The following is a 25772-nucleotide window of genomic DNA, read 5'->3' on the forward strand; positions in this document are numbered from 1 at the left end:
AGCGGGCCGGGCATGTTGCCGCCGAAAGGTCTGCTATGAGTTTCGACCCCCTCCCGCGAGCGGCGCGGAACAACCACCGCCGTGATCGCCCTCCCCGCCGCCGCAGGCGTTCCCATCTGGACGTCAAGGCGATGCCGTACGCCCTGGTGTCCCCATATTTCCTGTTGTTCGCCGCCTTCGGGCTCTTCCCGTTGGCCTTCACGCTGTACTACTCGCTCTACGACTACGACCTGGCCGGGACCACGGAGTTCACCGGGCTGGGCAACTACACCGCGCTGCTGGCCGATGAGGACTTCTGGAACGCCGTGACCAACACGGTGGGCATCTTCCTCCTGGCCACCATCCCGCAGATGTTGCTCGCGCTGTTCCTGGCCAACGCGCTGAACAAGCGCTTCCGGCTCCGGCTGGCGATCCGGATGAGCGTGCTGCTGCCGCTGGTCACCTCGGTGGTCGCGGTCGCGGTGGTGTTCACACAGCTCTTCGCCCGCGACTGGGGCCTGGTCAACTGGATCCTGAGCTGGTTCGGCGCCGAAGCGACGAACTGGCGCGCCGAGCGCATCCCGTCGTGGATCGCCATCGCCACCATGGTGGACTGGCGCTGGACCGGCTACAACGCGATCATCTTCCTGGCCGGCATGCAGACGATCCCGCGCGACCTGTACGAGGCGGCGGCGATCGACGGCGCGTCGCGGCGCCGGCAGTTCTGGCAGATCACGTTGCCGATGTTGCGCCCGACCATGATCTTCGTGGTGCTCAACTCCACCATCGGCGGCCTGACGCTGTTCTCCGAGCCGACGACGTTCTACAACGGCAACGTCGACGGCGGGTCGCAGGGCCAGTTCCAGACGGTGGCCATGTTCATCGTCAAGCAGGGTTTCCGCGAGTTCGACTACGGCTACGCCGCCGCGGCCGCCTGGCTGCTCTTCCTGCTGATCCTCATCGGCGCGGCCATCAACTTCCTGTTCGTGCGCAGGATCGGGGGCACGAAATGACCACCTGGAAACCGACCGTCATCACCAGGGTCATGCTGGGGCTCGCCGTCCTGTTGTCGGCCTTCCCGCTGTACTGGATGCTGGTCATCGCCTCGCGGACCAACTCCGACGCGGTCTCGGTGCCGCCGCCGTTCCTGCCCGGGGGCAACCTGGGCGAGAACATCATCGCGGTGCTCAACAACGAGGACGCCAAGTTCCTGCTGGGCCTGACGAACTCCTTCATCGTGGCGAGCGTCGTCACCGTCTCCGTGGTCATCATCTCGACCCTGGCCGGTTTCTCCTTCGCGAACCTGAACTTCAAGGGCCGCAACGTGCTGCTGCTGCTCGTGCTGCTCACCATGGCGGTGCCGCTGCAGCAGATGGGCGTGGTGCCGCTCTACCGGCTGATGGTGAGCCTGGAGTGGACGGGCACCCTCAAGGCGGTCATCCTGCCCTACCTGCTCAACGGGTTCGGCGTGTTCCTGATGACGCAGTACACGCGGCAGGCCGTGCCGATGGAGCTGGTCGAGGCGGCCAGGGTCGACGGCGCCGCGACGTTGCGCATCTGGTGGAACGTCGTGCTGCCCGCCGTACGGCCCGGGATGGCCGTGCTCGGCATCAACACCTTCATGCTCATGTGGAACGACTTCATGTGGCCGCTGATCGTGCTGACCCCGGACAACCCGACCGTGCAGATCGCGATCACCTCGCTCAACGCCAGGTTCTCCACGAACTACACGTTGATCTTCGCGGGCACGGCGCTGTCCATCATCCCGCTCATCGCAGTATTCGTCGCATTCGGCCGCCAGATCGTCGGCGGACTCATGGAAGGTGCGGTCAAGGCGTGACGACACAAGAGGAACAGACACGTGCTGGGCTGCGCTTCCCCGCTGGTTTCGCGTTCGGCGCCGCGACGTCGGCGTACCAGATCGAGGGCGCGGTCACCGAGGACGGGCGTGGCGTCTCCATCTGGGACACCTTCACCAAGACACCGGGCAGGGTGCTCAACGGGCACCACGGCGACGTGGCGATGGACCACTACCACCGGTACCGGGAAGACGTCGCCCTCATGGGGGATCTGGGCCTGACGGCCTACCGCTTCTCGGTCTCCTGGCCCCGCATCCAGCCGACGGGCTCCGGCAAGGTCAACCAGAAGGGCCTCGACTTCTACAAGCGCCTCACCGACGAGCTGAGGCAGCACGGCGTCGACCCGTGGCTGACCCTCTATCACTGGGACCTGCCCCAGGAGCTGGAGGACAAGGGGGGCTGGCCCAACCGCGACACGGCCTACTGCTTCGCCGAGTACGCGGCGGCGGTGCACACGGCGCTGAAGGACCACGTGCACACCTTCAGCACCGTCAACGAGCCATGGTGCGCCGCGTTCCTCGGCTACGCCTCGGGCGAGCACGCCCCGGGCAGGCGTGAGCCGCAGAACGCGATCAGGGGCGCGCATCACCTCAACCTGGCCCACGGGCTGGCCGTCCAGGCGATGGACGCCGAGCGGGTCGGCGGCTGCGTGAACCTGTACGCGGTCACCCCCGCCACCGACAGCGCGGCCGACCTGGACGCGGCGCGGCGCATCGACGGGCTGCAGAACCGGTTCTTCCTCGACGCCATGCTGACCGGCACTTATCCGGAGGACGTGCTCGCCGATCTGCCGATCGAGCCGGACTTCATCAAGCCGGGCGACATGAAGACCATCGGCGCGCCCATCGACGTGCTGCTGGTCAACTACTACAGCCGCTTCACGGTCTCGGGTGCGCCGGGCGGCAAGGCGTCGGCGGCGGCGGCTCCCACGGACTCGGCCTCGCCGTGGGTGGGCAGCGAGCACGTCGGGTTCGTCAACGGCGGCCGGCCGGTCACCGCGATGGGCTGGGAGATCGACGAGGGCGGCCTGGTGGAGATCCTCACCAGGGTGGCGCGGGACTACCCGGCCATCCCGATGGTGGTCTCGGAGAACGGCGCGGCCTTCGACGACGTGCTCGTCGACGGGCGGATCCACGACCGCGAGCGGCAGGCTTACGTGGAGGCACACCTCGGCGCCTGCAAGGAGGCCATCGACGCGGGCGTGCCGCTGGAGGGCTATTTCGCCTGGTCGCTGATGGACAACTTCGAGTGGGCCTGGGGCTACGGCAAGCGGTTCGGCCTGGTCCATGTGGACTTCGATACGCAGGAGCGGCTGCTCAAGGACAGCGCGCTCTGGTACTCGGAGATCATCCGGCAGAATAGGCGCCATGAACCGACCGACTCTTGAGGCAGTCGCTGCCCGGGCCGGCGTAGGCCGGGGCACGGTGTCGAGAGTCATCAACGGCTCGCCGAACGTCAGCGCCAGGGCCCGCGAGGCCGTCGAGCTGGCCATCAGCGAGCTGGGCTACGTGCCCAACCGTGCGGCGCGCGCTCTGGTGACGCGCCGCACGGACACGGTGGCGCTGGTGGTGTCGGAGTCGCAGCTCCGCGTTTTCGACGAGCCGTATTTCGCGGGCACCATCCGCGGCATCGGCTCGGCGCTCGCGGAGACGGGGCTCCAGCTCATCCTGGCGATGGCGCGCACGCCCGAGGAACACGCCCGGCTGGAGCTCTACCTCACGGGGCAGCACGTCGACGGCGTGCTGCTGCTGTCGCTGCACGGCGCCGATCCGCTGCCCGGCAGGCTGGAGGCGATGGGCGTGCCGACGGTGCTCGGCGGCCGGCCCGTCGGCCTCGACCCGTACAGCTACGTGGACATGGACAACAGGGCAGGGGCCCGGCAGGCGGTCAAACACCTGCTGGGCCTCGGCCGTGACGGGATCGCGGCGATCGCCGGCCCCCAGGACATGGGCGTGGGCGTCGACCGTCTGGCCGGCTACCGCGACGCGCTGCTGCCCTCGGGCCTGCCGGAGCTGGTCGCCTACGGTGACTTCTCCGAGCTCAGCGGCGCGACGGCGATGACCGAGCTGCTGCGGACGCATCCCGATCTCGACGCGGTCTTCGCCGCCTCCGACCCGATGGCGCTGGGCGCGATGCGCGTGCTCAAGGCCGAGGGGCGGACGGTGCCCGGCGACGTGGCGGTGATCGGGTTCGACGACTCCAAGGCCGCGCTGCACGCCGACCCGCCGCTGACCACCGTCCACCAGCCGACCGAGGCCATGGGCCGGCAGATGGCCCAGCTCCTGGTGGCCCGCATCAACGGCGAGGAGCTCCGCCAGCCCGTCGTGATCCTCGACACGCACCTCGTACGCAGAGATTCCGCCTGACCAGGAGTTATCCTGGCCGGGCCCCCGGCTTCGACATGAAAGGACTCCGGTCGTGCCCAAGCTCACCGCCGGCGGCTACACCGCGCAGATCAGCCGGCGCGGAGCCGGGGTCCGCCTGCTCCGGCATGGTGACCTCGACCTGCTGACCTCCTGGCCGGAGCCGGGCCCGCCGCCTTACTACGCGGGCACGATCCTGGCCCCGTGGCCCAACCGGGTGGCCTTCGCCCGCTACACCTTCGCCGGGCGGCTGCACGTCCTGCCGGTCAACGAGCCGGAGCGCGGCCACGCCCTGCACGGGCTGGTGGCCGAGGTCGACTGGCACGTCGCGGAGGCCGAGGACGATCACGTGATCCTGGAGCACACGATCACGGCCTCCCCGGGCTACCCGTCCACGCTCGCCCTGCGGACGGCGCACCGGCTCGGCGGCTCCGGGCTGACCACCACGCTCACCGCCCGCAACATCGGCGAGCAGGCGGTCCCCTACGGCTGCGGCGTGCACCCGTGGCTGCTCGGCGCCGAGTTGCGGCTCGACGCGGCGGAGGTCCTGGAGACCGACGCGGATCTGCTGCCCGTGCGCCTGGCGGAGGTGGCCGGCACGCCGTTCGACTTCAGCCGGCCGCACCAGGTGGGCGACATGGTGATCGACCACGCCTTCACCCGCGTGAGCGGCGAGGCGCGGGCCGGCGGCGTGCGGATCTCCTGGGATCCCGAGGTGATGCCGTGGGTGCAGGTGTGCACCAGCCGGCAGCTCGGCTACGAGGGCCTGGCGGTGGAGCCGATGACGTGCCCGCCCGACGCGTTCAACTCCGGTGTCGACCTGGTCGTGCTGGGGCCCGGCGAGGAGCACGAGGCGAGCTGGACGATCAGCGCCACCTGAGAGGAGTCCCGTGGACAGTAGGACGAAGCGCCGCTTATCCGAGGCCGAGCTCGACGCGCTGGCGCGGCGGGCGCTGGGCACGGGCGTGCGGACCGCGACGGAGCTGACCGACGGCTACGCCAACGCCGTGTGGCGGCTGGAGCTCCACGACGGGCGGCAGGTGGTGCTCAAGTTGTCGCCGCCGCCCGACCTCGACCAGCTCAGCTACGAGCGCAACCTGCTGCGCATGGAGGCCGCCGCCTACGAGCTGGCGCTCAAGGCCGGGGTGCCGGTGGCGACGCTGCTGCGGGCCGGCTTCGACGACCCGGTCCTGGGCGGCGACTACCTGCTGCTGGGCGCGCTCAGCGGGGTGTCCTGGAACGACGTCAAGCCCGACGGCGAGGACGCGCTGCGCCGGGAGCTGGGCCGCCATCTGGCCAGGTTCAACGCCGTGACGGGCGAGGTGTTCGGCTATCCGCACGCCGGGATCGTGGGCACGACCTGGCCGGAGGCGTTCCTGGCGATGGTGGCGGCGCTGCTCGGCGACACCGAGCGTTACCCGACGCCGCTGCCGCGCCCGGCCGGGGAGATCATGGCCGTGTTCGAGGCGGCGGCGCCGGTGCTGGCGGAGGTCACGACGCCGCGGCTGGTGCACTTCGACGTGTGGGCGGGCAACGTCTTCCTCGACCTGAGCGGCCCGCCGCGGATCCAGGCCATCATCGACCACGAGCGCGCCTTCTGGGGCGATCCGATCGCGGAGTTCGTCACCCCGACCCTTTTCGGCGACCTGTCGGAGGACGATCCGCTGCTGGCGGGCTACCGCGAGGTGACGCCGCTGGAGCTGACCCCCTCCGCCCGGGTCCGGCTCGACCTCTACCGCGCCTACCTCTACCTGATCCTGCTGGTGGAGAACGGACCCCGGCAGTATCCCGAACAGGAATACGCCAGGGTCCGCGACAAGTCCATCAGCTCACTGAGCGACGTGCTGGACCGCCTCGTACGCGCCGCCCTTGACGCCCGCGGCTAGCCTGCCGCACTGACCGGCGCCGGTGGCCCGGTTGGGCACGCCGAGGTCCGCCGGCGCGGGCGTGTTGCCCGCGCAGGCGAGGGCGCCCTTGACCGTGGTGCCGGTCAGGATCGGCGCCGTGTTGCCGGTGAGGAGCGCGGCGCCGCGCACGTCCGCGCCCGCCACGACCAGCTCGCCCGCGCCGCTGACGGCGAGCGCGCCGGTGACGCGGGTGTTGAGCAGGTGCACGGCGGCGGGTCCTGTGGCGTGCAGCGCGCCGGTGATCCGGCCGCCGGTGACGACCAGCGAGGCGCCCCGCCTGACCGTGACGGCGCCGGTGACCTGGGCGTCGTCGAGGCAGGTGACGCCGTCCGCGACCGTGAGGGGGCCGCGGTGGGCTCCGGTGATCGTGCGGGTGCAGGCCGGCGGCGGGGCGATCGTGGTGACGGTGAAGCTCCGGGCGTCGCCGCGGTTGCCGGCCGCGTCGATCGAGCGGTACTCGATCGTGTGCCGCCCGCGCGGCAGCCTGCCGTACACGAGGGAGTCGATGACCGTGCCCTGCTCGGTGAACGTCCACGGCGACTGCGAGGACGTGGGCCAGCCGAAGTAGTTGAACCAGCCGTCGCCGTCGACCCTGGACTCCGAGACCACGTAGCCGTCGTGGTCGTCGGTGCCGGTGAGCTTCATGGAGAAGGGGCCGTTGTAGACGTAGGTGTCGCCGGCCGAGACGAGGGGGGCGGACAGGTCGTAGGCGGTGGCGGGCTTGCCGGCGTCGACCTGCCAGGTGAGCGTCCGGCCGGCGAGCGCCGCGGTGAGGGTGTGCGTGCCCGGTGTGAGGTCCAGCGCGCCCAGGTCGAGGTCGCTGCCCTGGCCGGCCCGCGTGCCGTCCAGGGTCGTGCCGTCCAGGGTCCACGTGACCTCGGGGACGGTCGCGGCCGGGTGGGTGGTCTCCACGTACACGACGTCGGCGCGGCCGAGCGGCCGGTCCGCGGGCGTGGCGGAGACGAACGCGGGCTCGACGCCGTCCGGCTGGGTGGTCAGCGCGGTGTCGACCGTCCAGGCGCGGGTCCTGGTGACGGCGGCCTTGATCGCCGGGTCCCGGACGAAGCCGGTCGGGTCGGAGACCGTGGCGGTGACCGTGTGCGTTCCCGGGGTGAGGCCGAGGGTGCGCAGGTCGAGGGCGTCCCGGTCGCCCGGCAGGTCCGCGCCGTCGACGTTCCAGGTGGTGGTGAGGGAGTGGGAGACGGGACGCATCGACTCCACCCACAACACGCGGTCCGCGCCGACGGGCTGCTGGGCGGGCGTGGCGTCCTGGATCACCATGGTCTTGGCGGTGATGCGCTGGACCATGACCTCGCGGCCGACCTGGTCGAAGTAGTAGCCGAGCGTCTTCATCATGGAGTGCGCGCTGGGGCGCCAGATGCCGGTCGTGTAGTACTGGCCGCCCTCGTAGCGGCCGATGGGGCCGCCGGACTCGCTGGGCTCGCCGAGCCAGCGCCACCACTTCTGCCGCTGCTCGCGCAGTTGCGGCTCGGTGAGGAGCGTGTGGTGCGCGCTCGACGGCTCGCCGCCGGTGTAGGCGCCGCCGGGGACGCCGCGCTGGTAGTAGTCGTACTCGTCCTGCAGGCCGCCCAGCGAGTGGCCCAGCTCGTGCGGGCTGATCAGGGCCGACATGCTGTTGCTGCCGGAGGCGGTGGCGTACGAGCCGCCGGCGCCGCCGTACGTGCCGCTGTTGCCTATCGCGAGGATCTGCCGGTTGCCGGAGGAGGTGCCCGTGACCAGGTCGGCGTAGCGGGTGGCGGCGGCGTTGTCCATGGTGATCAGGCGCTGGACGCTGGCCGGGTTGCAGCGGCCCCAGAAGCCCATGCTGAGCGGCGTCGTCTTCCTCGGCGCGTCGAGGCCGGGGTCGCAACTGATGCCGGACTCCCCCGAGACGATGTCGATCCGGTAGACGTTGATGTAGTTCCGGTAGGACTTGAACGGCTCGATGGACCACATCACGTTGAGGTGGCGGTCGGCGTCGGCCCTGAACGTGGCCTGATCGGCCTCGGTGTAGCCGTCGCCCATGAGGATCAGGTTGAACCTCTTGGCCGGGGCGCCCGTGACCTGCACGGGCACCACCGTGGCCGCGCCTGGCTCGGCGGCGCGGGCCGGGGAGACGGATAAGAGGCTGACGGATAAGAGGGTGACAGACACGGCGGCGGCCGAGACGAGGGCCGCGAATCTACGCATGCCCTGCACTATCGCCGACCGGTGGCCGCGCGACCAGGACCCTTGTCAGGCGCTGGGCACCTCGTGTCGGGCAGCTCGGCCAGGCGCCGGGCACCTCGTGTCAGGCACTGGGCACCTCGTGTCAGGCACTGGGCACCTCGTGTCAGGCACTGGGCACCTCGTGTCAGGCGCTGGGCAGCTCGTGTCAGGCGCTGGGCAGCTCGGCCAGCAGGATCGGCTGGGTCGTGGGGCGCTCCGAGCCGGCCACCGGCTCCACCGTGAGCGCCACCCGGGCGTCCCCGCCCTTCGGTGTGACGAGTATGGGCGGGGTGAGGCCGTCGTGGGCGGGCGCCAGCATCCCCGCCGGACGCGGGCCGTCGTCGTCCATCAGCCACAACTCGTACGCCTTCGCGTCCGGCAGGTCCGGCAGCCCCCACGCGGTGAAGATCATGCGCTTGCGCGCCCGGGAGATCACGACCGTGCCGGTGCCCCCGGCGGTCACGGGCTGGCGCACGGTCGCGGCGTCGGGCGCGGCCAGCACGGCCAGCAGCTCGGAGTTCCTGCTGCCCAGCTCACCGAGGTCGCGGCGGGCGTCCAGGGCGACCACGCCGAACGCGACCGCGGCCGCCACGGAGGCCGCTGCCAGCCCGGCCAGCACCTTCGTCCTCCGGCGGCGCAAGGGCACCACCTCGCCGCCCTCGGCCGGCACGGGGGTCCCCGCCCCCGTCACGACGGCCGGCCGCCGCTCCGGCGGCAGCCCGAGGGTCGGGCCGTTGTCATAGTCCGGCGGCGCGACGCCCGATGGGAGCCCGACGACCGAGCCGCGCCCGGAGTCCGGCGGGAGCCCGAGGGTTGGGCTGTTGCCGGGGTCCAGGGGCACGGCGCCGGGTAGGGCGAGGGTGGGCGCGTCGGGAGGTGCGGCCGCCGGCCGGCGGTCGGCCGGCGGGCGCCAGACGGTCGGGCTGTCATCGTGCGCCTGCCGTAGCCCGGGACCGCGGACGCGGTGGGCGGCGGCGATGAGGCGCGCGCGCAACCGGGCAGGCGGCTCGGCGGCCACCGCTTCGGCGAGCCTGGCGGCCGTCTCCCGCAGACGCCGGACTTCGGCCTCGCAGCACGCGCACGCGACCAGGTGTTCCTCGAACAACACCCACTCGGCGTACGGCAGTGCGTGCACGGCGTAGGCGCCAGAGAGGATGTGGAGTCCGTCGTTCATCATCCACTTCCCTGTGTGAGAGGCGGCTCACTCTGGTACTTCGAGGATTCGGCCATCGCGGATGGCTGTGAGGCTTGCTCATTTCTTCTGGCGTGAGACAATCTCATGGGGTGATGAATTATGCGCTGTGTGATCGCCGGCGGCGGACCCGCCGGAGCGATGCTCGCACTGCTGCTGGCCAGGGCGGGCGTAGAGGTGACCCTGCTGGAGAAGCACGAGGACTTCCTGCGCGACTTCAGAGGCGACACCATCCATCCATCCACGTTGCAGGTGCTCGACGAGCTCGGGCTGGCCGATGAGTTCCTGAAGCTTCCGCACCGGAAGGCGTACGGGCTCACCATGGTCACCGACCTCGGGGACATCAGGCTGGCCAGCCTGCGAGACCTGCCCGGTAAGTACAACTACATCGCTTTCGTCCCGCAATGGGACTTCCTCAAGCTCGTCACCTCGGCCGCCGCCCGGTATCCGGGGTTCCGGCTGCTGATGAACGCCGAGGCGTACGACCTGATCCGGGAGGGCGGTGCCGTACGGGGTCTGCGCTACCGGGACGCGTCGGGCGAGCACGAGATCAGGGCCGACCTGACCGTGGCGGCCGACGGGCGGCACTCGGTGCTGCGCGGGCGGGCCGGGCTGGTGCCCGAGGACCTCGGCGCGCCGATGGACGTGGTCTGGTTCCGGCTGCCCCGCGAGGACACCGATCGCGACGACACGTTCCTGCGGGTGTCCGCCGGGCACATGATGGTCGCGATCAACAGGGAGACCTACTGGCAGCTCGCGTACCTGATCCCCAAGGGCGGCTACGACAAGCTGGTGAGCCGCGGCATCGGCGCGCTGCGCGACCCCGTGGCGGCGCTCCTGCCCTGGCTGACCGACCGCGTCGGGCAGATCGCGGGCTTCGACGACGTGAGCGTGCTCACGGTCGCGATCAACCGGCTGCGCCGCTGGCACCGGCCGGGGTTCCTGTGCGTCGGCGACGCCGCGCACGCGATGTCGCCGGTGTTCGGGGTGGGCATCAACCTGGCCGTACAGGATGCGGTCGCGGCGGCCAACCTGCTGGCCGGCCCGCTCAAGTCCGGCGCGCCCGTTCCCGAGCGCACGCTGCACCTGGTGCAAAGGAGGCGGATGTTGCCGACGCGGGCCACCCAGGCCGCCCAGCGGCTGGTGCAGAATCAAGTGATCAGTAAATCCTTGCGACGCCGGTTCGACCCGTCCAGGCTGCCGCGCGACCTGACCCGGATTCCGCTGCTCAACAAGCTGGCGCCGCGCTTTCTGGGGTTCGGTGTACGCCCCGAACATGTGCGCGTGAAGGAGGTCTGACGCCTTAGCTGCCGGTACCGATGTCAAAACGTGGACAAGAGGGGTCGGTTGGGCAGGCTCAGTGGAATACCCTCTTATCTCGTGAGCAGCAATCTCGTGGATCTTGATTCCTGGCGAGCCCTCCCCGTGTCGCAGCAGCCCGACTGGCCCGACCGCGAAGAGCTCGACAAGGTCGTCGCCGAGCTCGGCGGCCTGCCTCCGCTGGTCTTCGCCGGTGAGTGCGACCAGCTCAAGCAGCAGCTGGCCGCCGTCGCCCGCGGCGAGGCGTTCGTCCTGCAAGGCGGTGACTGCGCCGAGACCTTCTCCGGCGCCACCGCCGACAACGTGCGTCAGAAGCTGAAGACGCTGCTGCAGATGGCGATCGTGCTGACCTACGCGGGCAGGGTGCCGGTCGTGAAGATCGGCCGGGTCGCCGGCCAGTTCGCCAAGCCGCGCTCCAAGCCCACCGAGACGCGTGACGGCATCGAGCTGCCCGCCTATCGGGGCGACATGGTCAACGGGTTCGAGTTCACCGCCGAGTCGCGCCGGCCCGATCCGTGGCGGCTGCTCAAGGCCTACCATTCGTCGGCCGTGACGCTCAACCTGGCGCGCGCGTTCACCAAGGGCGGTTACGCCGACCTGCGCCAGGTGCACGCCTGGAACCAGGACTTCGTCGCCGAGTCGCCGGCCGGGCGCCGCTACGAGCAGCTCGCCAGGGAGATCGACCAAGGGCTGGCGTTCATGCGCGCCTGCGGAGCCGATCCCGAGGAGTTCCACACGGTCGAGTTCTACTCCTCGCACGAGGCGCTGATCCTCGACTACGACCGGGCGCTCACCCGCATCGACTCCCGCACCGGGCTGCCCTACGACGTCTCGGCGCACATGGTCTGGATCGGCGAGCGCACCCGCCAGCTCGACGGGGCCCACGTCGAGTTCTTCGCCAGGATCCGCAACCCGATCGGCGTCAAGCTCGGGCCCACGACCACGCCCGAGGAGGCGCTCGCGCTGGTCGAGCGGCTCAACCCGGACAACGAGCCCGGGCGGCTCACGTTCATCACCCGGATGGGCGCCGCCAAGATCCGCGAGCACCTGCCCGCGCTGGTCAAGGAGGTCACCGCCAGCGGTGCGCAGGTGGCCTGGATCTGCGACCCGATGCACGGCAACACGTTCGAGGCGCCCAGCGGGCACAAGACGCGCCGGCTCGACGACGTGCTCGACGAGGTGGCGGGGTTCTTCGAGGTGCACCGGGCGCTGGGCACGCATCCCGGCGGCATCCACATCGAGTTCACCGGTGACGACGTGACCGAGTGCGTCGGCGGCGGGCACGAGATCGGTGAGACCGACCTCGGCACGCGTTACGAGACGGCGTGCGACCCGCGGCTCAACCGCGGCCAGTCGCTCGACCTGGCCTTCCGGGTGGCGGAGCTCTACCGGAGCTGACCCGCCCGTCGCGAAGCTTTGCAGGAGCGGCCCCGCCTCCGACCTGGTTTTCCGGGTGGCGGGGTCGCACCGAGCCATCCGCACGGTCGTGCGGGCCGGTCTCATCCGGCCCGCCGCGCCCTGGGGGTGATCTGCGTCTCATTGCAGAACGGAATTCCAGTGGGCGCCGATGTTTCACGGCTATGATCGCCCCGAAAGATAACGAAATTTCGGGAGAAAAACGTGGATAGTGCCCCGGAGGGGGTCGACCCTAACGTCCCCAACGTCGCGCGGATGTATGACTACTTCCTCGACGGCAAGGACAATTTCGCGGCTGACCGGGCGGCCGCGGAGCAGATCCTGCGGACGTTCCCCAACACCAAGGAGGGGGCCCGGGCCAACCGGGCGTTCCTGCGCCGGGCCGTACGGCACGTGGTGGACTCGGGCGTCCGGCAGATCGTGGACCTCGGCGCCGGCCTGCCGACCCAGGGCAACACCCACGAGATCGCCCCGGAGGCGCGCGTGGTGTACGTCGACTACGACTCCGTGGTGTGCGTGCACGGCAGGGCGCTGCTGGCCAGGCAGGAGAACGTGGACTTCCTGCAGGCCGATCTGCGCGAGCCGGACGCGCTGCTGGACAAGCTCGGCGGCCTGGTGGACTTCAGCCGGCCGGTGGCCTTCCTGATGCTGGCGATCCTGCACTTCATCCCCGACGACCAGGCGTACGACGCCGTCGGGAAGCTGCGCAAGATCAGCGCGCCCGGCAGCCATCTCGTGATCAGCCACGCCGTGGACAGCACGCCCGCCACCACGCCGCAGGCGCTGGAGATCTACCGGAAGGCGACGGCGTCGCTCAACCTGCGCACCAGCGAGGGGATCGAGCGCTTCTTCGACGGGTACGAGCTGGCCGAGCCGGGCCTGACGTACCCGAACGGCTGGCGGCCCGAGGACCCGGACGCCCCCGGCAACGGCATCGACTTCGGATACGTGGGCGTCGGCCACAAGCCCTGACGCACGAAAGCCCCGCCGGGAGGCGGGGCTCGTCGCCGGCGTCAGCTCTTCTGGGCGTCCTTCAGTTCCTCGCTGAGCTCCGCCCTGATGGAGTCCATGTCCAGCTCGCGCACCTGGCGGATCAGGTCGTCGAGTGCGGGCCCCGGAATGGCGCCGGCCTGGGCGAAGACCACGATGCCGTCGCGGATCGCCATGAGCGTGGGGATGGAGGAGATGTCGAACCCCTGCGCGAGCCCCTGCTCCGCGTCAGTGTCGATCTTGCCGAACGTGATGTCGTCGTGCTTGTCCGACGCCTGCTCGAAGATCGGCCCGAACTTCTTGCACGGCGGGCACCACTCTGCCCAGAAGTCGAGCAGGACAATGCCCTTGTCGGCGATGTCGTTGAAGTTCTTCTCGGTTACTTCGATAGTCGCCATCAAGTGGCTCCTCGTTCGTTGGCTGGAGTTTGACGTCTGTCGCGCTGAAGTGCATCCGTGTCAACCACGTACCCACTACTAGAATTCCATGCTCCGGCGCCGGACGCGGCCACCGGCTCGGCCGGGCCCGGCGAGGGCCGGCGGCGGCCCGGCGGGACCAGGCCGGCGACCAGGGGATCATGGCCGCAGAAGCAGAGTGGCTTCGTGGTGACATCGACCGTGAAGATCACCTCAGAGGTCGCGGTGGGCGGCTGAGGCGGGGCGGCGAAGCGCGTCCCCGCAACCGGCGGCGGCCGAGGTAGCCCGCGATGAAGCGGCATGTCCGACACTTGACCGCCAATTTAGCCCGCATATTTCCGCGTAAAAGTGGATAGAACATAAAAACATCGAACCTTGACACGCGCCCCTGCGGGTATGACCAGTGCATGGACTGGGTCACCTGCGCGTATTCGGCTGCCTGCACCGGAATCGCTAGCCGGCCGGCCGGCTTCTGCATGGCACACCTGTCACCGGACCAACTCTCCGAGGCGCTCGACGAGCTCGCCCCCGGCAGGCTGCTCGACCTGCGCGGCACCACCGTGGGCGGCGACCTGCTGTCCCGGGTGCTCGAAGCCATCAGGGGCAGGCCCGGCAGGGCGCGCCTCGACCGGACCAGGTTCACCGGCGACGTCCGGCTGGCTGACGTGGTCTTCGCGGGTGACGTGTCGCTCGACGGCGCCAGGTTCGACCGGCTGGCCTCCTTCTTCGGCGCCCGCTTCGAGGGCAACGTGTCGCTGGCCGGCGCCCGGTTCCTGCGCGAGTTGTCGCTGCACGGCGTCACCGTGCGCGGGCACGTCTCGCTGGACCGGGCCGTGATGTCCCGCGACGCGCTGTTCAGCCAGGCCGTCTTCGATCACGGGTTGTCCTGCGAGCGGGCCAGGTTCGACGGATACGCCACCTTCGACGGTGCCCGCATCCGCGACGGCGCCGCCTTCCGGGGGGCCCGCTTCGGCCGCACGCTGTCCTTCCGCAAGGTCAACGGCAACGCCGGGTTCGACGCCGCGCACTTCGCCGCCGACGCCTACCTCTCCGCGACCGGCCGGTTGTCGGTGGCCCGGGCGCGGGCCGACGGGCTGCTGGACATGGCGGTCGTACGCTGCGGGGTCGATTTGCGGGGGGTGGAGGTGACCGGCACCACGACGCTGCGGCTGACCGACTCGCAGGCCGACCTGGAGGGCGCGGTGCTGCGCGGCGCGGCCACCGTGACCGGGCGGGGCGCCTCCACGCTCACCTCGCTGCGGCAGGTGGAGGCGGCCAGCCTGACGCTGCTCGGGCTGGACCTGTCGGCCTGCAGGTTCGCCGGGCTCGCGCATCCGTCGGGGGTGCGGGTGAAGGACTGCACGTTCGCGATCACGCCGCGCGGGGTGCGGGTGAGCCTGCGCCGGCCGATGTTGCGGTGGTTCTCCCGGCGCAGCGCCCTGGCCGACGAGGACGGCCGCCCGGGCCAGGGCGACCCGGGCGCCACACCCGACCGGCTGGCCGCCCTGTACGCCGGGCTGCGCCTCAGCGACCGGGTCACCTCGGCCGACTTCGCCATCGCCGCCATGGAGATGCGCCGCCGGGCCGGGCACCGGTGGTGGTTGTCGCTGAGCTGGCTGCTGTGCGGCTACGGCGCGCGGCTGGGGCGGGCGACCACCTGGTTCACGGTGCTGGTGGCGGTCAGCGTGGCGGCGGTGGTGTGGACCGCCACCGCCACCTCCCACGCCGACCGGCACCCCCGACCGCACAGCCCGGCCCTGCGGCCTTGAACTCGCATCCCAGACCGCACGACCCTGCCGTACGGCCTTGAGCTCGCACCCGTGCGCGCGGCGGCCCCGCCGTGCGCGCTCGGGTGGCCAGGACCGATCAGAGGTCCGCCACGATGTCGGCGATCGCGCGGAAATGGGAGGAGCGCCAGCCACCGCCCATGATCCGCCGCGAGAGCTGCTGGATCTCGTCGTCCGGATCGAAGCCCTCGTGGTCGAGGAACAGCCGGGTGCCCTCGCCTTCGGCCTCCAGCCGCCAGGTGACCGTCCAGTCGGCCAGTTTGCGGTCGCTCCAACTGATCTTCAGGAGCTTCTCCCGCTCCAGCTCCAGCACCTCGCAGTAGACGACGCCGTCGAAGCCGACCTGCTTCTTCGGCGTCGTGGTGAAGGTGAACCGATGTCCCACCTCGGGCTTGAAGTCGTTGGGCATGAGCCACCGGGCGACCAGATCGGGCTCGGTGAGCGCCCGCCACACCTTCCCGGGCGGATGGGCGATGAACTGGTCGATCCGGATCGCGCGCCGGTCGTCGCGGGACTCGCCGCGAGGCTCGTCCGGGAGGCCGGGAAACTCACGGTGGGACTCACGGTGGGACTCACGGTGGGACTCACGGTAGGACTCATCCTGGGGCATCGTCGTCGCCTTCCATCTCGTCGAGCAGGGCGGTGAGGTCGGTCAGGCGCTCTCGCCAGAACCGTTCGTACGGGGTGAGCCAGTCGCGGATCTCCATGAGCGGCGCCGCCTCCAGCCGGTAGTGGCGCTCCCTGCCCTGGCGGGTCTCGGCCACCAGGCCCGCGTCCCTGAGCACCTTGAGGTGCTCCGACACGCTGGGCCGGCTCATGGCGAACCGCTCGGCCAGCCGCCCCGCGGGCTGGGCACCCTCGTCGCGCAGCAGCCGCAGCAGCTCGCGCCTGGCCGGGCTGGCCAGCGCGGTGAACACATGGTCGGCGGTCATTCCTGGCTGGCCGCGAACCCGTGACCGAACAGGTCCTGGAAGGGCAACCGGCGGCCCCGCGGCTCATCGCTGGGTCGGATTCTGGAAAGTGCCATGCCAGACACTATATGTAGGAATTTCCCTACATAACAATCCATGGCGGTGAAATATCGGGGACTTCCCTGATGGGACCCTGAGACGGGCCTCCGTAGACTTGAGCCCATGCGGATCGACGACTACGTGACAGAGCTCAGCCGCGCCCTGGCCGGGCCGTACGGGCCGAAGCGCGACCTGGTCGTCGAAGCGCGCGACAGCCTGACCGACACCGCCGAGGCGTTCGAGGCCGGCGGGCTGGACCGGGCGGCGGCCGAGCGGGCCGCGGTGACCGAGTTCGGGCCGGTGGCCGAGATCGTCCCCGGCTACCAGGCCGAGCTCACCGCCTGCTCAGGCCGGCGGCTGGGCGTCCTGATGTTCATCAGCGTGCCGCTCACCGTGCTCATGTGGTCGATGTTGTGGCGCCTGTATCCCGCCACCGACGAGGCCTGGGCGCACCGGCCGGCCTGGTACCCGCTGGTCGCGCGGCTGCTCGACCTCCTCCAGCTCGGCACCGGCCTGTACGGCGGGCTCGTGCTGCTCGCGCTGAGCCGGGGCGCCCGGTGGATCCGCCGGCCGCGGCTGATGACGCGGTCCCTGGGCGTGCTCGTCTGGGCCGCGCTGCCGATCAGCGCCGGGCTGTCGATTCCGCTCAGCTACGGCGCGGGCTCGGCCAACACCCTGGACGTCCTGCCCACCGTGCTCGCCAACCTGGTGACCGCGGCCATGTGGGGCATGCAGCTCTACGGCGCCACGCGCTGCCTGCGCATCACCCGCCCCTCCCGCGCGCACGCCGTCCACGCCTGAAGCAGTCCGGGCCTGAAGCAGTCCGGGCCTGACGGCGGCCCGCCGGTCGTTCCCTGAACGTCGGCGGCCGGACGGCGGCCCGCCGGTCACTCCAGGGCGGCGGCGGGCTCCGCGTGCAGGACGCCGCCGATCACGGCGGCGAACTCCCGCCAGGCCGTTCGTTCCCCGGCGAGCTGCTTGCGCCCGGAGGCCGTCAGGCGGTAGGTGCGCCGCTTGCGCCCGCCCACCGTCGCCCATTCGCTGGACAGGTAGCCGATGCGCTCCAGCCGCCGCAGGGCCGGATAGACGGTGCCCGTCGGCACGTTCAGCGCGCCACCGCTGCGCTGCTGCAACGCCTCGATGATCGCGTAGCCGTGCAGGGGCTCCGCTTCGAGCACCGAGAGCAGCAGCGCGTCCATGTGCCCGCGCAGCGCGTCTGGATTCATGGCTCTGATCCTAAACACCCGCGTCTCATGTAGCCAATCTACATGTAGGCTGTCTATATGTAGACAGGCACAACCACGGAGTCATGATGAATGTACTGGAACTGGCACGTACGCAGTTCGCCGTGACGGGCAGCCTGCACTTCCTGTTCGTCGTGCTGACGCTCGGGCTGGCGCCGCTGGTCGCGCTGATGCACACCCGATGGGTCCTCTCGGGAAACCCCCTGCACGAGAGGATGACGCGGTTCTGGGGTCAGATCTACGTCATCAACTACGCCTTGGGCATCGTCACCGGGCTGGTGATGGAGTTCCAGTTCGGGCTCTCGTGGAGCGGGCTGTCCCACTACGCGGGCGACGTCTTCGGCGCCCCGCTGGCCATGGAGACGCTGGTGGCGTTCTTCCTGGAGTCCACGTTCCTCGGGCTGTGGATCTTCGGCTGGGGACGCCTGCCCCGATGGGCGCACCTGGCCTGTATCTGGCTCGTGACGCTGACGGCGTACGCGAGCGCGTTCTTCATCATGGTGGCCAACTCGTTCCTGCAGAACCCGGCCGGGTCGCTCGTCCGGGGCGACCGGCTGGAGCTGGTGGACTTCGGCGCCCTGCTCACGAACAAGGCGCTGATCTTCTCCTTCCCGCACGTCGTCGGGGCGGGGCTGTTCACCGGGGCCATGGTGATGGTCGGCGCCAGCGCCTACCAGTTGCGGCGCCGTACCGCTGAGGTGGAGTTCTTCACCCGGTCGTTGCGCACGGGCGTCGTCGTGGCGGCCGTCGGGATCTTCATCACGATGGGCTTCGGGTACGCGCAGTTCGCCGGCGTCCAGGAGGACAAGTTCAACGGCAATACGGGGGCGGCCATCCCGCTGGGGATCATGGTCGAGTTCGGCCAGTTGCTCGCCCTCGGCGTGCTGTTCGTGATGGTGCCGCTCATCCGCGTCCTGCCCCGCTGGCGCTGGACCCACCCCATTTTGATGGCGATGACGCCGCTGCCGTTCATCCTGTCGATCCTGGGGTGGGCGGCGCGGGAGGTGGGGCGGCAACCCTGGATGATCTGGCAGCGGCTCACGGTGGCCGACGCCCTGTCCCCCGGGCTGACGCCGGGCATGGTGACGGCCTCGCTGACCGCGTTCGTCACCGTGCTGGGGCTGCTGGCGGTCGCCGACTACGTCCTCATCGCCAAGGTGGTCAGGCGCGGGCCGGCCGGCCTGGCGCTCGGGGCCCCGGCCGACGAGACGCGCTCCCCCGCGATGAGCCTTTAGGAGTCGTTGTGGAAATGATCTGGTTTGTCATCTTCGCCGGGTTGCTCGCCGGCTATTTCGCCCTTGAGGGGTTCGATCTGGGGGTGGGGCTGCTGCTTCCGGTGCTGGGCAGGACGCAGCGGGGCCGTGATCGCATGGTGGCGGCCATGGCGCCGTACGTGCTGGCCAACGAGGTGTGGCTGGTCGCGGTGGCCGGAACGTTGTTCGGGGTCTATCCGAGGCTCGAAGGCGAGGTGCTGTTCCGGCTGTACCCGCTGGTGGTGGCCATGCTGCTGAGCTGGGTCCTGCGGGACGCGGGGTTGTGGTTCAGGCGCCGGCTGGACGGCCCGCGCTGGCGGGGGTTCTGGGACGCGATGATCGTGTTCGGGTCCCTGGGGTTGTCGTTCGGCTGGGGCATGGCCCTGTACGCGGCGGCCACCGGCTTCGACGGCTCGCCCGTGCACCCCGTCGGCGTGCTGCTGGGCGTGGTCGTGACCCTGCTGTTCGCCTTCCACGGGTGGACGTTCCTGGCCTGGCGGGCACCCGGGGAGTTCGGGGCGGCGCGGTCGGGGCCCGCTCTGCTGGGATCGGCGCTGGTGGCCGCCGTGCCCGTGGTGGGGGTGCTCGCGGGCGCGATGCCGTACCTGCTGGAGCACAGCGCCTCTCCGGCTACGTTGAATGTGCTCAGTGTCATGGTGTTTCCGTGCGCGCCGATCATGCTGGGCGCGCAAGTATGGGTATGGCGGACTTTCCGGCCAGGTAAGGACGCCTTCCGGCTCCCGTCGTTCTTCTGAGGGCTCGTGCACAAGGATCTCCTGCGGCTCATGCGGGCCGAACGGCCGGTTCGCCGCCATCTCGCCGTCACCATGGCCGCGGCCGTCCTGGCCGGGCTGCTCGTGCTCATCCAGGCCGAGCTGCTGGCCGGGGTGCTGTCCGGCCGGTTCACCGCCGTCGCCCTGGCGGGGCTGGCGGCGGTGGTGGGCGTGCGGGCGCTGCTCGCATGGACGCAGGGCGTCTTCGCCGGGCGCACCGCGACCGGCGTGAAGTCGGCGCTGCGCCACCGGCTGCTGGCCAGGCTGCGCGAGCTCGGGCCCGCCGGGCTCACCGGGCACCGCTCCGGCGAGCTCGTCACGCTCGCCGGGCGCGGCCTGGACCGGCTCGACGCCTATCTCACCGGCTACCTGCCGGCGATCGCGGTGGCCGGGGTGGTGCCGCTGGCGGTGCTCATCCGGCTGTTCGCCGCCGATCTCGCCGGCGCGGTCATCGTGCTGGTCACGCTGCCGCTGATCCCCGTCTTCGGCGCGCTGGTGGGCATGACCACCAAAGCCGTCACCGAGCGCCAGTTCCTGGCGTTGTCGCGGCTCGGGGGCCACTTCCTCGACGTGGTGCGCGGGCTGCCGACGCTGCGCGCGTTCGGACGGGCCCGCTACCAGGCCGGGGTGATCCAGCAGGTGGCCGACGCCCATCGCAGTGCCACGATGCGCACGTTGCGGGTGGCGTTCCTGTCGTCGCTGGTGCTGGAGTTGTGCGCGTCGTTGTCGCTGGCGCTGGTGGCGGTGCCCATCGGGCTCCGGCTGCTCGGGGGGTCGCTGGATCTGACGACCGCCCTGCTGGTGCTGCTGCTGGCGCCGGAGGCCTACCTGCCGCTGCGGGCCATGGGGACACGCTTCCACGCCTCCATGGAGGGGGTGGCCGCGGCCGACGCGGCCTTCGCCGTACTGGAACAGGACGCGCAGGCCCGCCCTGGCGCCGCTTCCGGCCGCCCGCCCGGCGACGGGCCGGCGCCGGAGATCCGCCTGGAGAACGTCACCGTCCGCTACCCGGGACGGGACGGCGCCGCGCTGGAGAACGTCTCCCTCACCATCGGCCCCCGCGAACGCGTCGCCCTGGTCGGGGAGAGCGGCGGCGGCAAGAGCACGCTGCTCCACCTCATCCTCGGCTTCGTCCAGCCGTCGGAGGGCCGGGTCCTGGTCGACGGCGCCGATCTGCGCGAGCTCGACCTCGGGAAATGGCGGGGGCGGCTGGCGTTCGTGGCGCAGCGGCCGCACCTGTTCGCCGTGTCCGTCGCCGACAACATCCGCCTCGGGTCCCCCTCGGCCTCCCTGGAGCAGGTACGCCAGGCCGCCGCCGCCGCGCACGCCGACTTCGTCGAGGCGCTGCCGCAGGGGTACGACACCGTGGTGGGCGAGCGCGGGACCAACCTGTCGGCGGGTCAGCGCCAGCGCGTCGCCCTGGCGCGTGCCTTCTGCCGGCCCGCCGCCTCGGTGCTGCTGCTGGACGAGCCCACGGCGCGCCTGGACGGGCGGAGCGAGGCGGCCGTGGTCGCGGGCACCTCGGAGCTGGCCAGGGAGCGTACGGCCGTCATCGTCGCCCACCGGCCGGCCATGATCGACCTCGCCGACCGCGTCATCCGGGTCCACGGGGGCCGCATCGTCTCCGACACCCCCCGCCCGGCGACCACGGGGAGTCATCGATGAGTGAGCGCATGGGGAGGCGGCTCGTCTGGGCCGTGCTGGCGGGCGCGGCGGCGGACCTGGCCGGGCTGGGCCTGATCGCGGCCGCGGCCTGGCTCATCACCAGGGCCGCCGAGCAGCCGCCCCTGGCCGCCCTGAGCGTGGCCATCGTCGCGACGCGGGCGTTCGCCACCGGCAAGGGCGTCTTCCGCTACGCCGAGCGCCTCACCGGCCACGAGGTGGCGCTGCGCGCCCAGGCGGGCAGCCGCGAGCGCCTCTACCAGGCCCTCATCCCGCCCCAGCAGCCCCGTCACGGCGGCGCCGACCTGCTCAGCCGCATGGTCGACGACACCGAGGCCGTGCAGGACCTGCTCGTCCGCTGCCTGCTCCCGGCCGCCGCGGCGGCGATCGCCGGGCTGGCGGCCGTCGTCGTCGGCCTGACCATCCTGCCGGTGGCCGCGCTGGTGCTGGTGGCCGGGCTGCTGCTGGCAGGTGTGGCGCTGCCCGCCGCCACGGCCGCCGCCGCCCGCCGCTGGTCGGCCAGGATCGCCCCGGCCAGGGCGGCGCTGGCGGGCCGCGTGGCCGACCTGGTGCACGGCTCCGCCGACCTGGCCGCGTACGGCGCCGACGAGGAGGCCCTCGCCAGGGCGCTGGCCGCCGACGAGAGCCTGGCAGCGCTCGAACGCCGCCAGGCCCGCGTGCACGCAGCCGCCCTGGCGGGAGGCACGCTGACGCAGGGGCTGACGGTCGCGGCGGTGGTCCTGCTCGCCCAGGGCGCGGGCGCCGGCTCGGTCGGCACGGCCGTGCTCGCGCTGACCGCCCTGGTGGCGTTCGAGCCGGTGCTGCCGCTGGCGGCGGCGGGCGAGCGCCTGGCGGGCATCACGGCCGCGCTGGGGCGGCTGCGCGAGGTCCGCTCGGCGCGCCCGGCGACCACGGAGCCCGCCGCGCCCGCGCCCCGCCCGCAGGCCCCGCTCACCATCGACGTCGACGACCTCGTCGTCCGTCACCCGCCGCGGCCGGCCACCACACCCGGCGGCTCCGCAGGAGGTCACGGCGGGCGACCGGCCCTGGACGGGGTGTCGCTGCGCCTGACCCCGGGCAAGCGGCTGGCGATCGTCGGCCCCAGCGGAGCCGGCAAGAGCACGCTGCTGGCGGCGCTCATGCGGCTGGCCGAGCCCGAGTCGGGCACGATCACGGTCAACGGCACGGACCTGCGGGACCTGGCGGGCGACGACGTGCGGGTCCTGATGACCGGTCTCACCCAGGACCCGTACATCTTCCGCGCCAGCCTTCGCGACAACCTGCGCCTGGCGGGCCCCGAGGCCGGCGAGGAGGAGCTGCGGCGGGCCGTGCGGGACGCCCGGCTCGACGGGTTCGTCGAGCGGACCGGCTGGGACACCGAGCTGGGCGAGGACGGCGGGACCGTCTCCGGCGGGCAGTTGCAGCGGCTGGCCCTGGCCAGGGCCCTGCTGTACGACCCGCCCGTGCTGCTGCTCGACGAGCCCGCCGAGGCGCTCGACGAGGAGACGGCCGACCGGCTGATGAGCGATCTGCTCGACGTGACCAGGAACCGCACCACGCTGCTCGTCACCCACCGCCTCAAGGGGCTGGAGCTGGTCGACGAGGTCGTCGTGCTGGAGGAGGGCCGGGTCGTGCAGCGGGGGCACCATGACGAGCTGGTCTCCGTGCCCGGTTACTACCGGGACCTGTGGCAGTCCGAAATCCTGACCAGACGGTAAGTCCAGACATATCCCGCTAGGGGTTGAGTTGGCGACGCAATCAGGTTTACAGTACAAACCAGTTTGAGATTGCGAGGAGTTTGCGCATGGTAGAAGACGACACCCCTCCGAGTCCCGAGGAGATGCTCCGCGTCATCGAGGAGCAGAGCGTCGCCACCGTGAAGCGGCTGCGGGGCAACCCCGTGCTGCTCTACACCCCCTGGGGCGTGGCCTGGCTGCTCGGCTTCACCGCCTTCTTCCTGCACTACGGCCTCGACGGCCGGCCGTACGCGCCGATCTCCCAGATGCAGGCGCTGGCCATCCTGATGAGCGCCCAGCTCGTGTCGGGGTCGGTGGCCGCGTACGGGATCGTGCGGATGAACATGAGCGTCCGCGGCGACAGCTCGGCCAGAGGCGCGATGTACGGCTACGCCTGGTTCGCCGGGATGCTGCTGGTCACGGTCATCTGCACCCGGCTGAGCGACATCCTGCCCCCCGCGGAGACCGGCCTGCTCTGGTCGGGCACGTCCCTGCTGGTCGTGGCGGTGATGTACATGGCGGGCGGCGCCATCTGGCTGAACTGGCCGATGTTCTTCCTCGGCGTCTGGGCGGCGGGCGTCAACGCCCTGGGCGTGCTGCTCGGCCCCGGCTGGCACGCGCTGCTGACCGCGGTGCTGCTGGGCGGCGGATTCATCGTCGCCGGCCTGTGGCTGCGGCGCCGCTCGTGACCGAGGACAAGGGCCTGCCCGAGCTCGACCCCGTGATCCACGCCCAGGCCAGGCTGCGCGTGATCGCCGCGCTCAACGTGCTCGGCGACGGCGACGAGCTGGCGTTCGGGTCGCTGAAGGATCTGCTCGGCATGACGGCGGGGAACCTGTCGGTGCACCTCACCAAGCTGGAAGAGGCCGGATACATCCGGATCACCAAGACGCACAAGGGCCGCACCCCCGTGACCTACACCGCGATCACCAAGCGCGGGCGGCTGGCCTTCGAGGAATACACCAAGGCGATCCGCGCCTTGCTCGACAACGCTGGAGGCGTGCAATGACCGTTCTCGCCAGAGCGATCGAGGTGACCCGGCGCTACGGCGACGTGGCCGCCCTCGACCGCGTCTCGCTCGACATCCGGGCGGGCGAGCTGGTCGGCCTGCTCGGCCCGAACGGCGCGGGCAAGTCCACCCTGATCAACCTGTTCGTGGGGCTGCGGCGGCCGACGTCGGGCACCGTCGAGTTACTCGGCGGCTCGCCGCAGGATCCGGCCAGGCGGCGCGGCATCGGCGTGACCCCGCAGGAGACCGGGCTGCCCGAGGCGCTGCGCGTCGGCGAGATCGTCGACTTCGTGTCGGCGCACTTCACGGCCAAGGCGGACAAGGGCGAGCTGCTCGACCGCTTCGGCCTGGGCGACCTGGCCAAACGGCAGGTCGGCGGCCTGTCCGGCGGGCAGAAGCGGCGCCTGGCGGTGGCGCTGGCGTTCGCGGGCGATCCGCGGCTGGTCTTCCTCGACGAGCCCACGACCGGCCTGGACGTCGAGGCCAGGCGGGCGCTGTGGGACGGCGTCAAGTCCTTCCACGAGGGCGGCGGCACGGTGCTGCTGACCAGCCACTACCTGGAGGAGATCGAGGCCCTGGCCGAGCGGGCGGTGGTGATCGGGCACGGCCGGGTGCTGGCCGACGACACGGTCCAGGCCGTACGCGACGTCGTGGGGGTCCGGCGGGTCTCGCTCGTCGCCGACGGTCTGCCCGAGCTGCCCGGCGTCCTGGGCTCGGAGCGCGCGGACGGGCGGATCACGCTGGTGACCACCGATCCCGACCGGCTGGTCGTCGAGCTGGTGCGGAGCGGAGCGCCGTTCTCCGGCCTGGAGATCCGGCCGAGCACCCTGGAAGAGGCCTTCCTGGCCCTGACCTCGACGGAGGCCGCACATGTCTAGCCTGGTCCTCGCGCACGCGCGCTACCTGATGATCGAGCAGCTCAGGGTGCCGATCAGCATCCTGGCCAGCGCGCTGTTCCCGGCCGTCACGATGGTGGCGTTCGTGATGCCGTTCTCCGGCGCCGATCCGGAGGCGGCCACGATGGCGACCGCGTCGCTGATGTTCTTCGGCGCCATGTCCGGGGCGCTCATCGGGCTCAGCATCACCGTCGCGATGGACCGCGAGCTGCCCTGGAACCCCTACCTGCGCACGCTTCCCGCCGGCCCGTTCCCCCGTTTCACCGCCCGGATCCTGGTGACGATCGCGATCATGCTGACCTCGGTGATCCCCGTGCTGGTCGTCGCGGCGTTGCTCACGGAGGCGACGATCACGCCGGTCAAGCTGCTGCTCGGGCTCGGCGCGCTGGTCGCGGGCGGGATCCCGTTCATCCTGATGGCGTTGTTCATCGGCCTCACGCTGACGTCCAAGGCCGCGATCGCGGTGTCGCAGATCCTGTTCTTCCCGCTGGCGATCCTCGGCGGGCTGCTGCTGCCGCCGCAGGTGCTGCCGGACTTCATCGACGTCGTCTCGCCGTACACGCCCGCCAGGGGCGTGGCCGAGCTGCTCTGGCTGGTGACCGTGGACCGCGCGCCCAACGTGGTCGCGCTGGTCATGCTGGCCGTCTGGACCGTGGTCACGGCGGCCGCGGCGGTCTGGGCCTACCGCCGCGACGAGGGGCGCCGCTTCACCTGAGTAATGGGGGGGTGTGCCGCCGAGTCCGCAGCGATCT

Annotated in this window: 25 protein-coding genes; 19 read left to right on the forward strand and 6 right to left on the reverse strand. The window is 71.2% G+C overall.

What is annotated here, in order from left to right:
• Positions 1-35: 35 nt before the first annotated feature.
• The 6 genes from ACWD0F_RS15900 to ACWD0F_RS15925 are packed head-to-tail and all read left to right on the forward strand — an operon-like array spanning position 36 to position 6087.
• The gene (locus tag ACWD0F_RS15900) at positions 36-992 is read left to right on the forward strand and encodes a carbohydrate ABC transporter permease (protein WP_449875921.1); all 957 of its coding nucleotides are present in this window, start codon (positions 36-38) and stop codon (positions 990-992) included.
• Positions 989-1819, forward strand: a complete 831-nt coding sequence (locus tag ACWD0F_RS15905; RefSeq protein WP_449875923.1) for a carbohydrate ABC transporter permease — start codon at positions 989-991, stop codon at positions 1817-1819. Before ACWD0F_RS15900 ends, ACWD0F_RS15905 begins: the two co-directional genes overlap by 4 nt.
• Positions 1816-3225, forward strand: coding sequence for a GH1 family beta-glucosidase (locus tag ACWD0F_RS15910; protein WP_449875925.1), 1410 nt, complete (start codon positions 1816-1818; stop codon positions 3223-3225). The genes ACWD0F_RS15905 and ACWD0F_RS15910 overlap by 4 nt, the downstream gene beginning before the upstream one ends.
• The gene (locus ACWD0F_RS15915) at positions 3206-4204 is read left to right on the forward strand and encodes a LacI family DNA-binding transcriptional regulator (protein ID WP_449875927.1); all 999 of its coding nucleotides are present in this window, start codon (positions 3206-3208) and stop codon (positions 4202-4204) included. The genes ACWD0F_RS15910 and ACWD0F_RS15915 overlap by 20 nt, the downstream gene beginning before the upstream one ends.
• A 52-nt stretch (positions 4205-4256) precedes the next feature.
• Entirely contained in the window at positions 4257-5081 is an 825-nt protein-coding gene (locus ACWD0F_RS15920) for an aldose 1-epimerase family protein (protein ID WP_449875929.1), read from the forward strand.
• A gap of 10 nt (positions 5082-5091) precedes the next feature.
• Positions 5092-6087, forward strand: a complete 996-nt coding sequence (locus ACWD0F_RS15925; RefSeq protein ID WP_449875930.1) for a phosphotransferase family protein — start codon at positions 5092-5094, stop codon at positions 6085-6087.
• Here ACWD0F_RS15925 and ACWD0F_RS15930 read toward each other — a convergent pair.
• Positions 6031-8298: a M64 family metallopeptidase gene (locus tag ACWD0F_RS15930; protein WP_449875931.1), complete on the reverse strand. Its 2268-nt coding sequence runs from the start codon at positions 8296-8298 to the stop codon at positions 6031-6033. The two genes, ACWD0F_RS15925 and ACWD0F_RS15930, sit on opposite strands and share 57 nt — an antisense overlap.
• A gap of 184 nt (positions 8299-8482) precedes the next feature.
• Complete coding sequence (locus ACWD0F_RS15935) at positions 8483-9493, reverse strand: anti-sigma factor (protein ID WP_449875932.1); 1011 nt, start codon at positions 9491-9493, stop codon at positions 8483-8485.
• 117 nt (positions 9494-9610) lie between these two features.
• Between ACWD0F_RS15935 and ACWD0F_RS15940 the strand changes: the two genes are divergently transcribed.
• The 3 genes from ACWD0F_RS15940 (at position 9611) to ACWD0F_RS15950 (ending at position 13216) form a co-directional block, all read left to right on the forward strand.
• Entirely contained in the window at positions 9611-10807 is a 1197-nt protein-coding gene (locus ACWD0F_RS15940) for an FAD-dependent oxidoreductase (protein ID WP_449875934.1), read from the forward strand.
• An 81-nt stretch (positions 10808-10888) separates the two neighbouring features.
• Entirely contained in the window at positions 10889-12226 is a 1338-nt protein-coding gene (locus ACWD0F_RS15945) for a class II 3-deoxy-7-phosphoheptulonate synthase (RefSeq protein ID WP_449875936.1), read from the forward strand.
• Between the two features lie 222 nt (positions 12227-12448).
• Positions 12449-13216: an SAM-dependent methyltransferase gene (locus ACWD0F_RS15950; protein ID WP_449875938.1), complete on the forward strand. Its 768-nt coding sequence runs from the start codon at positions 12449-12451 to the stop codon at positions 13214-13216.
• Positions 13217-13257: 41 nt separating this feature from the next.
• On the opposite strand, the gene ACWD0F_RS15955 is transcribed toward ACWD0F_RS15950, so the two are convergent.
• Positions 13258-13632 carry a thioredoxin family protein gene (locus ACWD0F_RS15955; RefSeq protein ID WP_449875940.1) on the reverse strand — a complete coding sequence of 125 codons (375 nt, stop codon included), beginning with the start codon at positions 13630-13632 and terminating at the stop codon, positions 13258-13260.
• A gap of 494 nt (positions 13633-14126) precedes the next feature.
• Here ACWD0F_RS15955 and ACWD0F_RS15960 point away from each other — a divergent pair, with 494 nt between their 5' ends.
• Positions 14127-15419 (forward strand): pentapeptide repeat-containing protein, encoded by a 1293-nt coding sequence (locus ACWD0F_RS15960; RefSeq protein ID WP_449875942.1) that lies wholly within the window; start codon positions 14127-14129, stop codon positions 15417-15419.
• Positions 15420-15516: 97 nt separating this feature from the next.
• Here the strand turns inward: ACWD0F_RS15960 and ACWD0F_RS15965 are convergent, their stop codons facing one another.
• Positions 15517-16047 carry an SRPBCC family protein gene (locus tag ACWD0F_RS15965; RefSeq protein ID WP_449875944.1) on the reverse strand — a complete coding sequence of 177 codons (531 nt, stop codon included), beginning with the start codon at positions 16045-16047 and terminating at the stop codon, positions 15517-15519.
• The gene (locus tag ACWD0F_RS15970; protein WP_449875946.1) at positions 16034-16369 is read right to left on the reverse strand and encodes an ArsR/SmtB family transcription factor; all 336 of its coding nucleotides are present in this window, start codon (positions 16367-16369) and stop codon (positions 16034-16036) included. Before ACWD0F_RS15970 ends, ACWD0F_RS15965 begins: the two co-directional genes overlap by 14 nt.
• A 201-nt stretch (positions 16370-16570) precedes the next feature.
• Here ACWD0F_RS15970 and ACWD0F_RS15975 point away from each other — a divergent pair, with 201 nt between their 5' ends.
• Positions 16571-17248: a permease prefix domain 1-containing protein gene (locus ACWD0F_RS15975; protein ID WP_449875948.1), complete on the forward strand. Its 678-nt coding sequence runs from the start codon at positions 16571-16573 to the stop codon at positions 17246-17248.
• An 86-nt stretch (positions 17249-17334) separates the two neighbouring features.
• Here the strand turns inward: ACWD0F_RS15975 and ACWD0F_RS15980 are convergent, their stop codons facing one another.
• Entirely contained in the window at positions 17335-17673 is a 339-nt protein-coding gene (locus tag ACWD0F_RS15980; protein WP_449875950.1) for a helix-turn-helix transcriptional regulator, read from the reverse strand.
• 86 nt (positions 17674-17759) lie between these two features.
• On the opposite strand from ACWD0F_RS15980, the gene ACWD0F_RS15985 reads away from it, so the two are divergent.
• The 8 genes from ACWD0F_RS15985 to ACWD0F_RS16020 all read left to right on the forward strand — a co-directional run bounded on the left by ACWD0F_RS15985 (position 17760) and on the right by ACWD0F_RS16020 (position 25735).
• On the forward strand, positions 17760-18926 hold the full coding sequence (locus ACWD0F_RS15985; protein WP_449876321.1) for a cytochrome ubiquinol oxidase subunit I: 1167 nt from the start codon (positions 17760-17762) through the stop codon (positions 18924-18926).
• 14 nt (positions 18927-18940) lie between these two features.
• The gene (locus ACWD0F_RS15990; RefSeq protein WP_449875952.1) at positions 18941-19699 is read left to right on the forward strand and encodes a cytochrome d ubiquinol oxidase subunit II; all 759 of its coding nucleotides are present in this window, start codon (positions 18941-18943) and stop codon (positions 19697-19699) included.
• Between the two features lie 6 nt (positions 19700-19705).
• Positions 19706-21382: a thiol reductant ABC exporter subunit CydD gene (cydD, locus tag ACWD0F_RS15995; protein WP_449875954.1), complete on the forward strand. Its 1677-nt coding sequence runs from the start codon at positions 19706-19708 to the stop codon at positions 21380-21382.
• Positions 21379-23097, forward strand: a complete 1719-nt coding sequence (cydC, locus tag ACWD0F_RS16000) for a thiol reductant ABC exporter subunit CydC (RefSeq protein ID WP_449875956.1) — start codon at positions 21379-21381, stop codon at positions 23095-23097. Before cydD ends, cydC begins: the two co-directional genes overlap by 4 nt.
• An 86-nt stretch (positions 23098-23183) precedes the next feature.
• Entirely contained in the window at positions 23184-23804 is a 621-nt protein-coding gene (locus ACWD0F_RS16005; RefSeq protein WP_449875958.1) for a hypothetical protein, read from the forward strand.
• Entirely contained in the window at positions 23801-24124 is a 324-nt protein-coding gene (locus ACWD0F_RS16010) for a winged helix-turn-helix domain-containing protein (protein ID WP_449875960.1), read from the forward strand. Before ACWD0F_RS16005 ends, ACWD0F_RS16010 begins: the two co-directional genes overlap by 4 nt.
• A complete protein-coding gene (locus ACWD0F_RS16015) occupies positions 24121-25002 on the forward strand; it encodes an ABC transporter ATP-binding protein (protein ID WP_449875962.1) in 882 nt (293 codons plus the stop codon). The genes ACWD0F_RS16010 and ACWD0F_RS16015 overlap by 4 nt, the downstream gene beginning before the upstream one ends.
• Complete coding sequence (locus ACWD0F_RS16020) at positions 24995-25735, forward strand: ABC transporter permease (RefSeq protein WP_449875964.1); 741 nt, start codon at positions 24995-24997, stop codon at positions 25733-25735. Before ACWD0F_RS16015 ends, ACWD0F_RS16020 begins: the two co-directional genes overlap by 8 nt.
• Positions 25736-25772 lie beyond the last annotated feature (37 nt).

It is taken from the genome of Nonomuraea sp. NPDC002799 (assembly GCF_053592075.1).

Bases quoted from the DNA above. Each gene is read 5' to 3' on its own strand.
- ACWD0F_RS15935 (WP_449875932.1), bottom strand. From the start codon at position 9,493: ATGATGAACGACGGACTCCACATCCTCTCTGGCGCCTACGCCGTGCAC.
- ACWD0F_RS15915 (WP_449875927.1), top strand. From the start codon at position 3,206: ATGAACCGACCGACTCTTGAGGCAGTCGCTGCCCGGGCCGGCGTAGGC.
- ACWD0F_RS15900 (WP_449875921.1), top strand. From the start codon at position 36: ATGAGTTTCGACCCCCTCCCGCGAGCGGCGCGGAACAACCACCGCCGT.
- ACWD0F_RS15965 (WP_449875944.1), bottom strand. From the start codon at position 16,047: ATGCCCCAGGATGAGTCCTACCGTGAGTCCCACCGTGAGTCCCACCGT.
- ACWD0F_RS15905 (WP_449875923.1), top strand. From the start codon at position 989: ATGACCACCTGGAAACCGACCGTCATCACCAGGGTCATGCTGGGGCTC.
- ACWD0F_RS16005 (WP_449875958.1), top strand. From the start codon at position 23,184: ATGGTAGAAGACGACACCCCTCCGAGTCCCGAGGAGATGCTCCGCGTC.
- ACWD0F_RS15975 (WP_449875948.1), top strand. From the start codon at position 16,571: ATGCGGATCGACGACTACGTGACAGAGCTCAGCCGCGCCCTGGCCGGG.
- ACWD0F_RS15985 (WP_449876321.1), top strand. From the start codon at position 17,760: ATGAATGTACTGGAACTGGCACGTACGCAGTTCGCCGTGACGGGCAGC.
- cydC (WP_449875956.1), top strand. From the start codon at position 21,379: ATGAGTGAGCGCATGGGGAGGCGGCTCGTCTGGGCCGTGCTGGCGGGC.
- ACWD0F_RS16015 (WP_449875962.1), top strand. From the start codon at position 24,121: ATGACCGTTCTCGCCAGAGCGATCGAGGTGACCCGGCGCTACGGCGAC.
- ACWD0F_RS15970 (WP_449875946.1), bottom strand. From the start codon at position 16,369: ATGACCGCCGACCATGTGTTCACCGCGCTGGCCAGCCCGGCCAGGCGC.
- ACWD0F_RS15990 (WP_449875952.1), top strand. From the start codon at position 18,941: ATGATCTGGTTTGTCATCTTCGCCGGGTTGCTCGCCGGCTATTTCGCC.
- ACWD0F_RS15980 (WP_449875950.1), bottom strand. From the start codon at position 17,673: ATGAATCCAGACGCGCTGCGCGGGCACATGGACGCGCTGCTGCTCTCG.
- ACWD0F_RS15930 (WP_449875931.1), bottom strand. From the start codon at position 8,298: ATGCGTAGATTCGCGGCCCTCGTCTCGGCCGCCGCCGTGTCTGTCACC.
- ACWD0F_RS15955 (WP_449875940.1), bottom strand. From the start codon at position 13,632: ATGGCGACTATCGAAGTAACCGAGAAGAACTTCAACGACATCGCCGAC.
- ACWD0F_RS15940 (WP_449875934.1), top strand. From the start codon at position 9,611: ATGCGCTGTGTGATCGCCGGCGGCGGACCCGCCGGAGCGATGCTCGCA.
- ACWD0F_RS15960 (WP_449875942.1), top strand. From the start codon at position 14,127: ATGGCACACCTGTCACCGGACCAACTCTCCGAGGCGCTCGACGAGCTC.
- ACWD0F_RS16020 (WP_449875964.1), top strand. From the start codon at position 24,995: ATGTCTAGCCTGGTCCTCGCGCACGCGCGCTACCTGATGATCGAGCAG.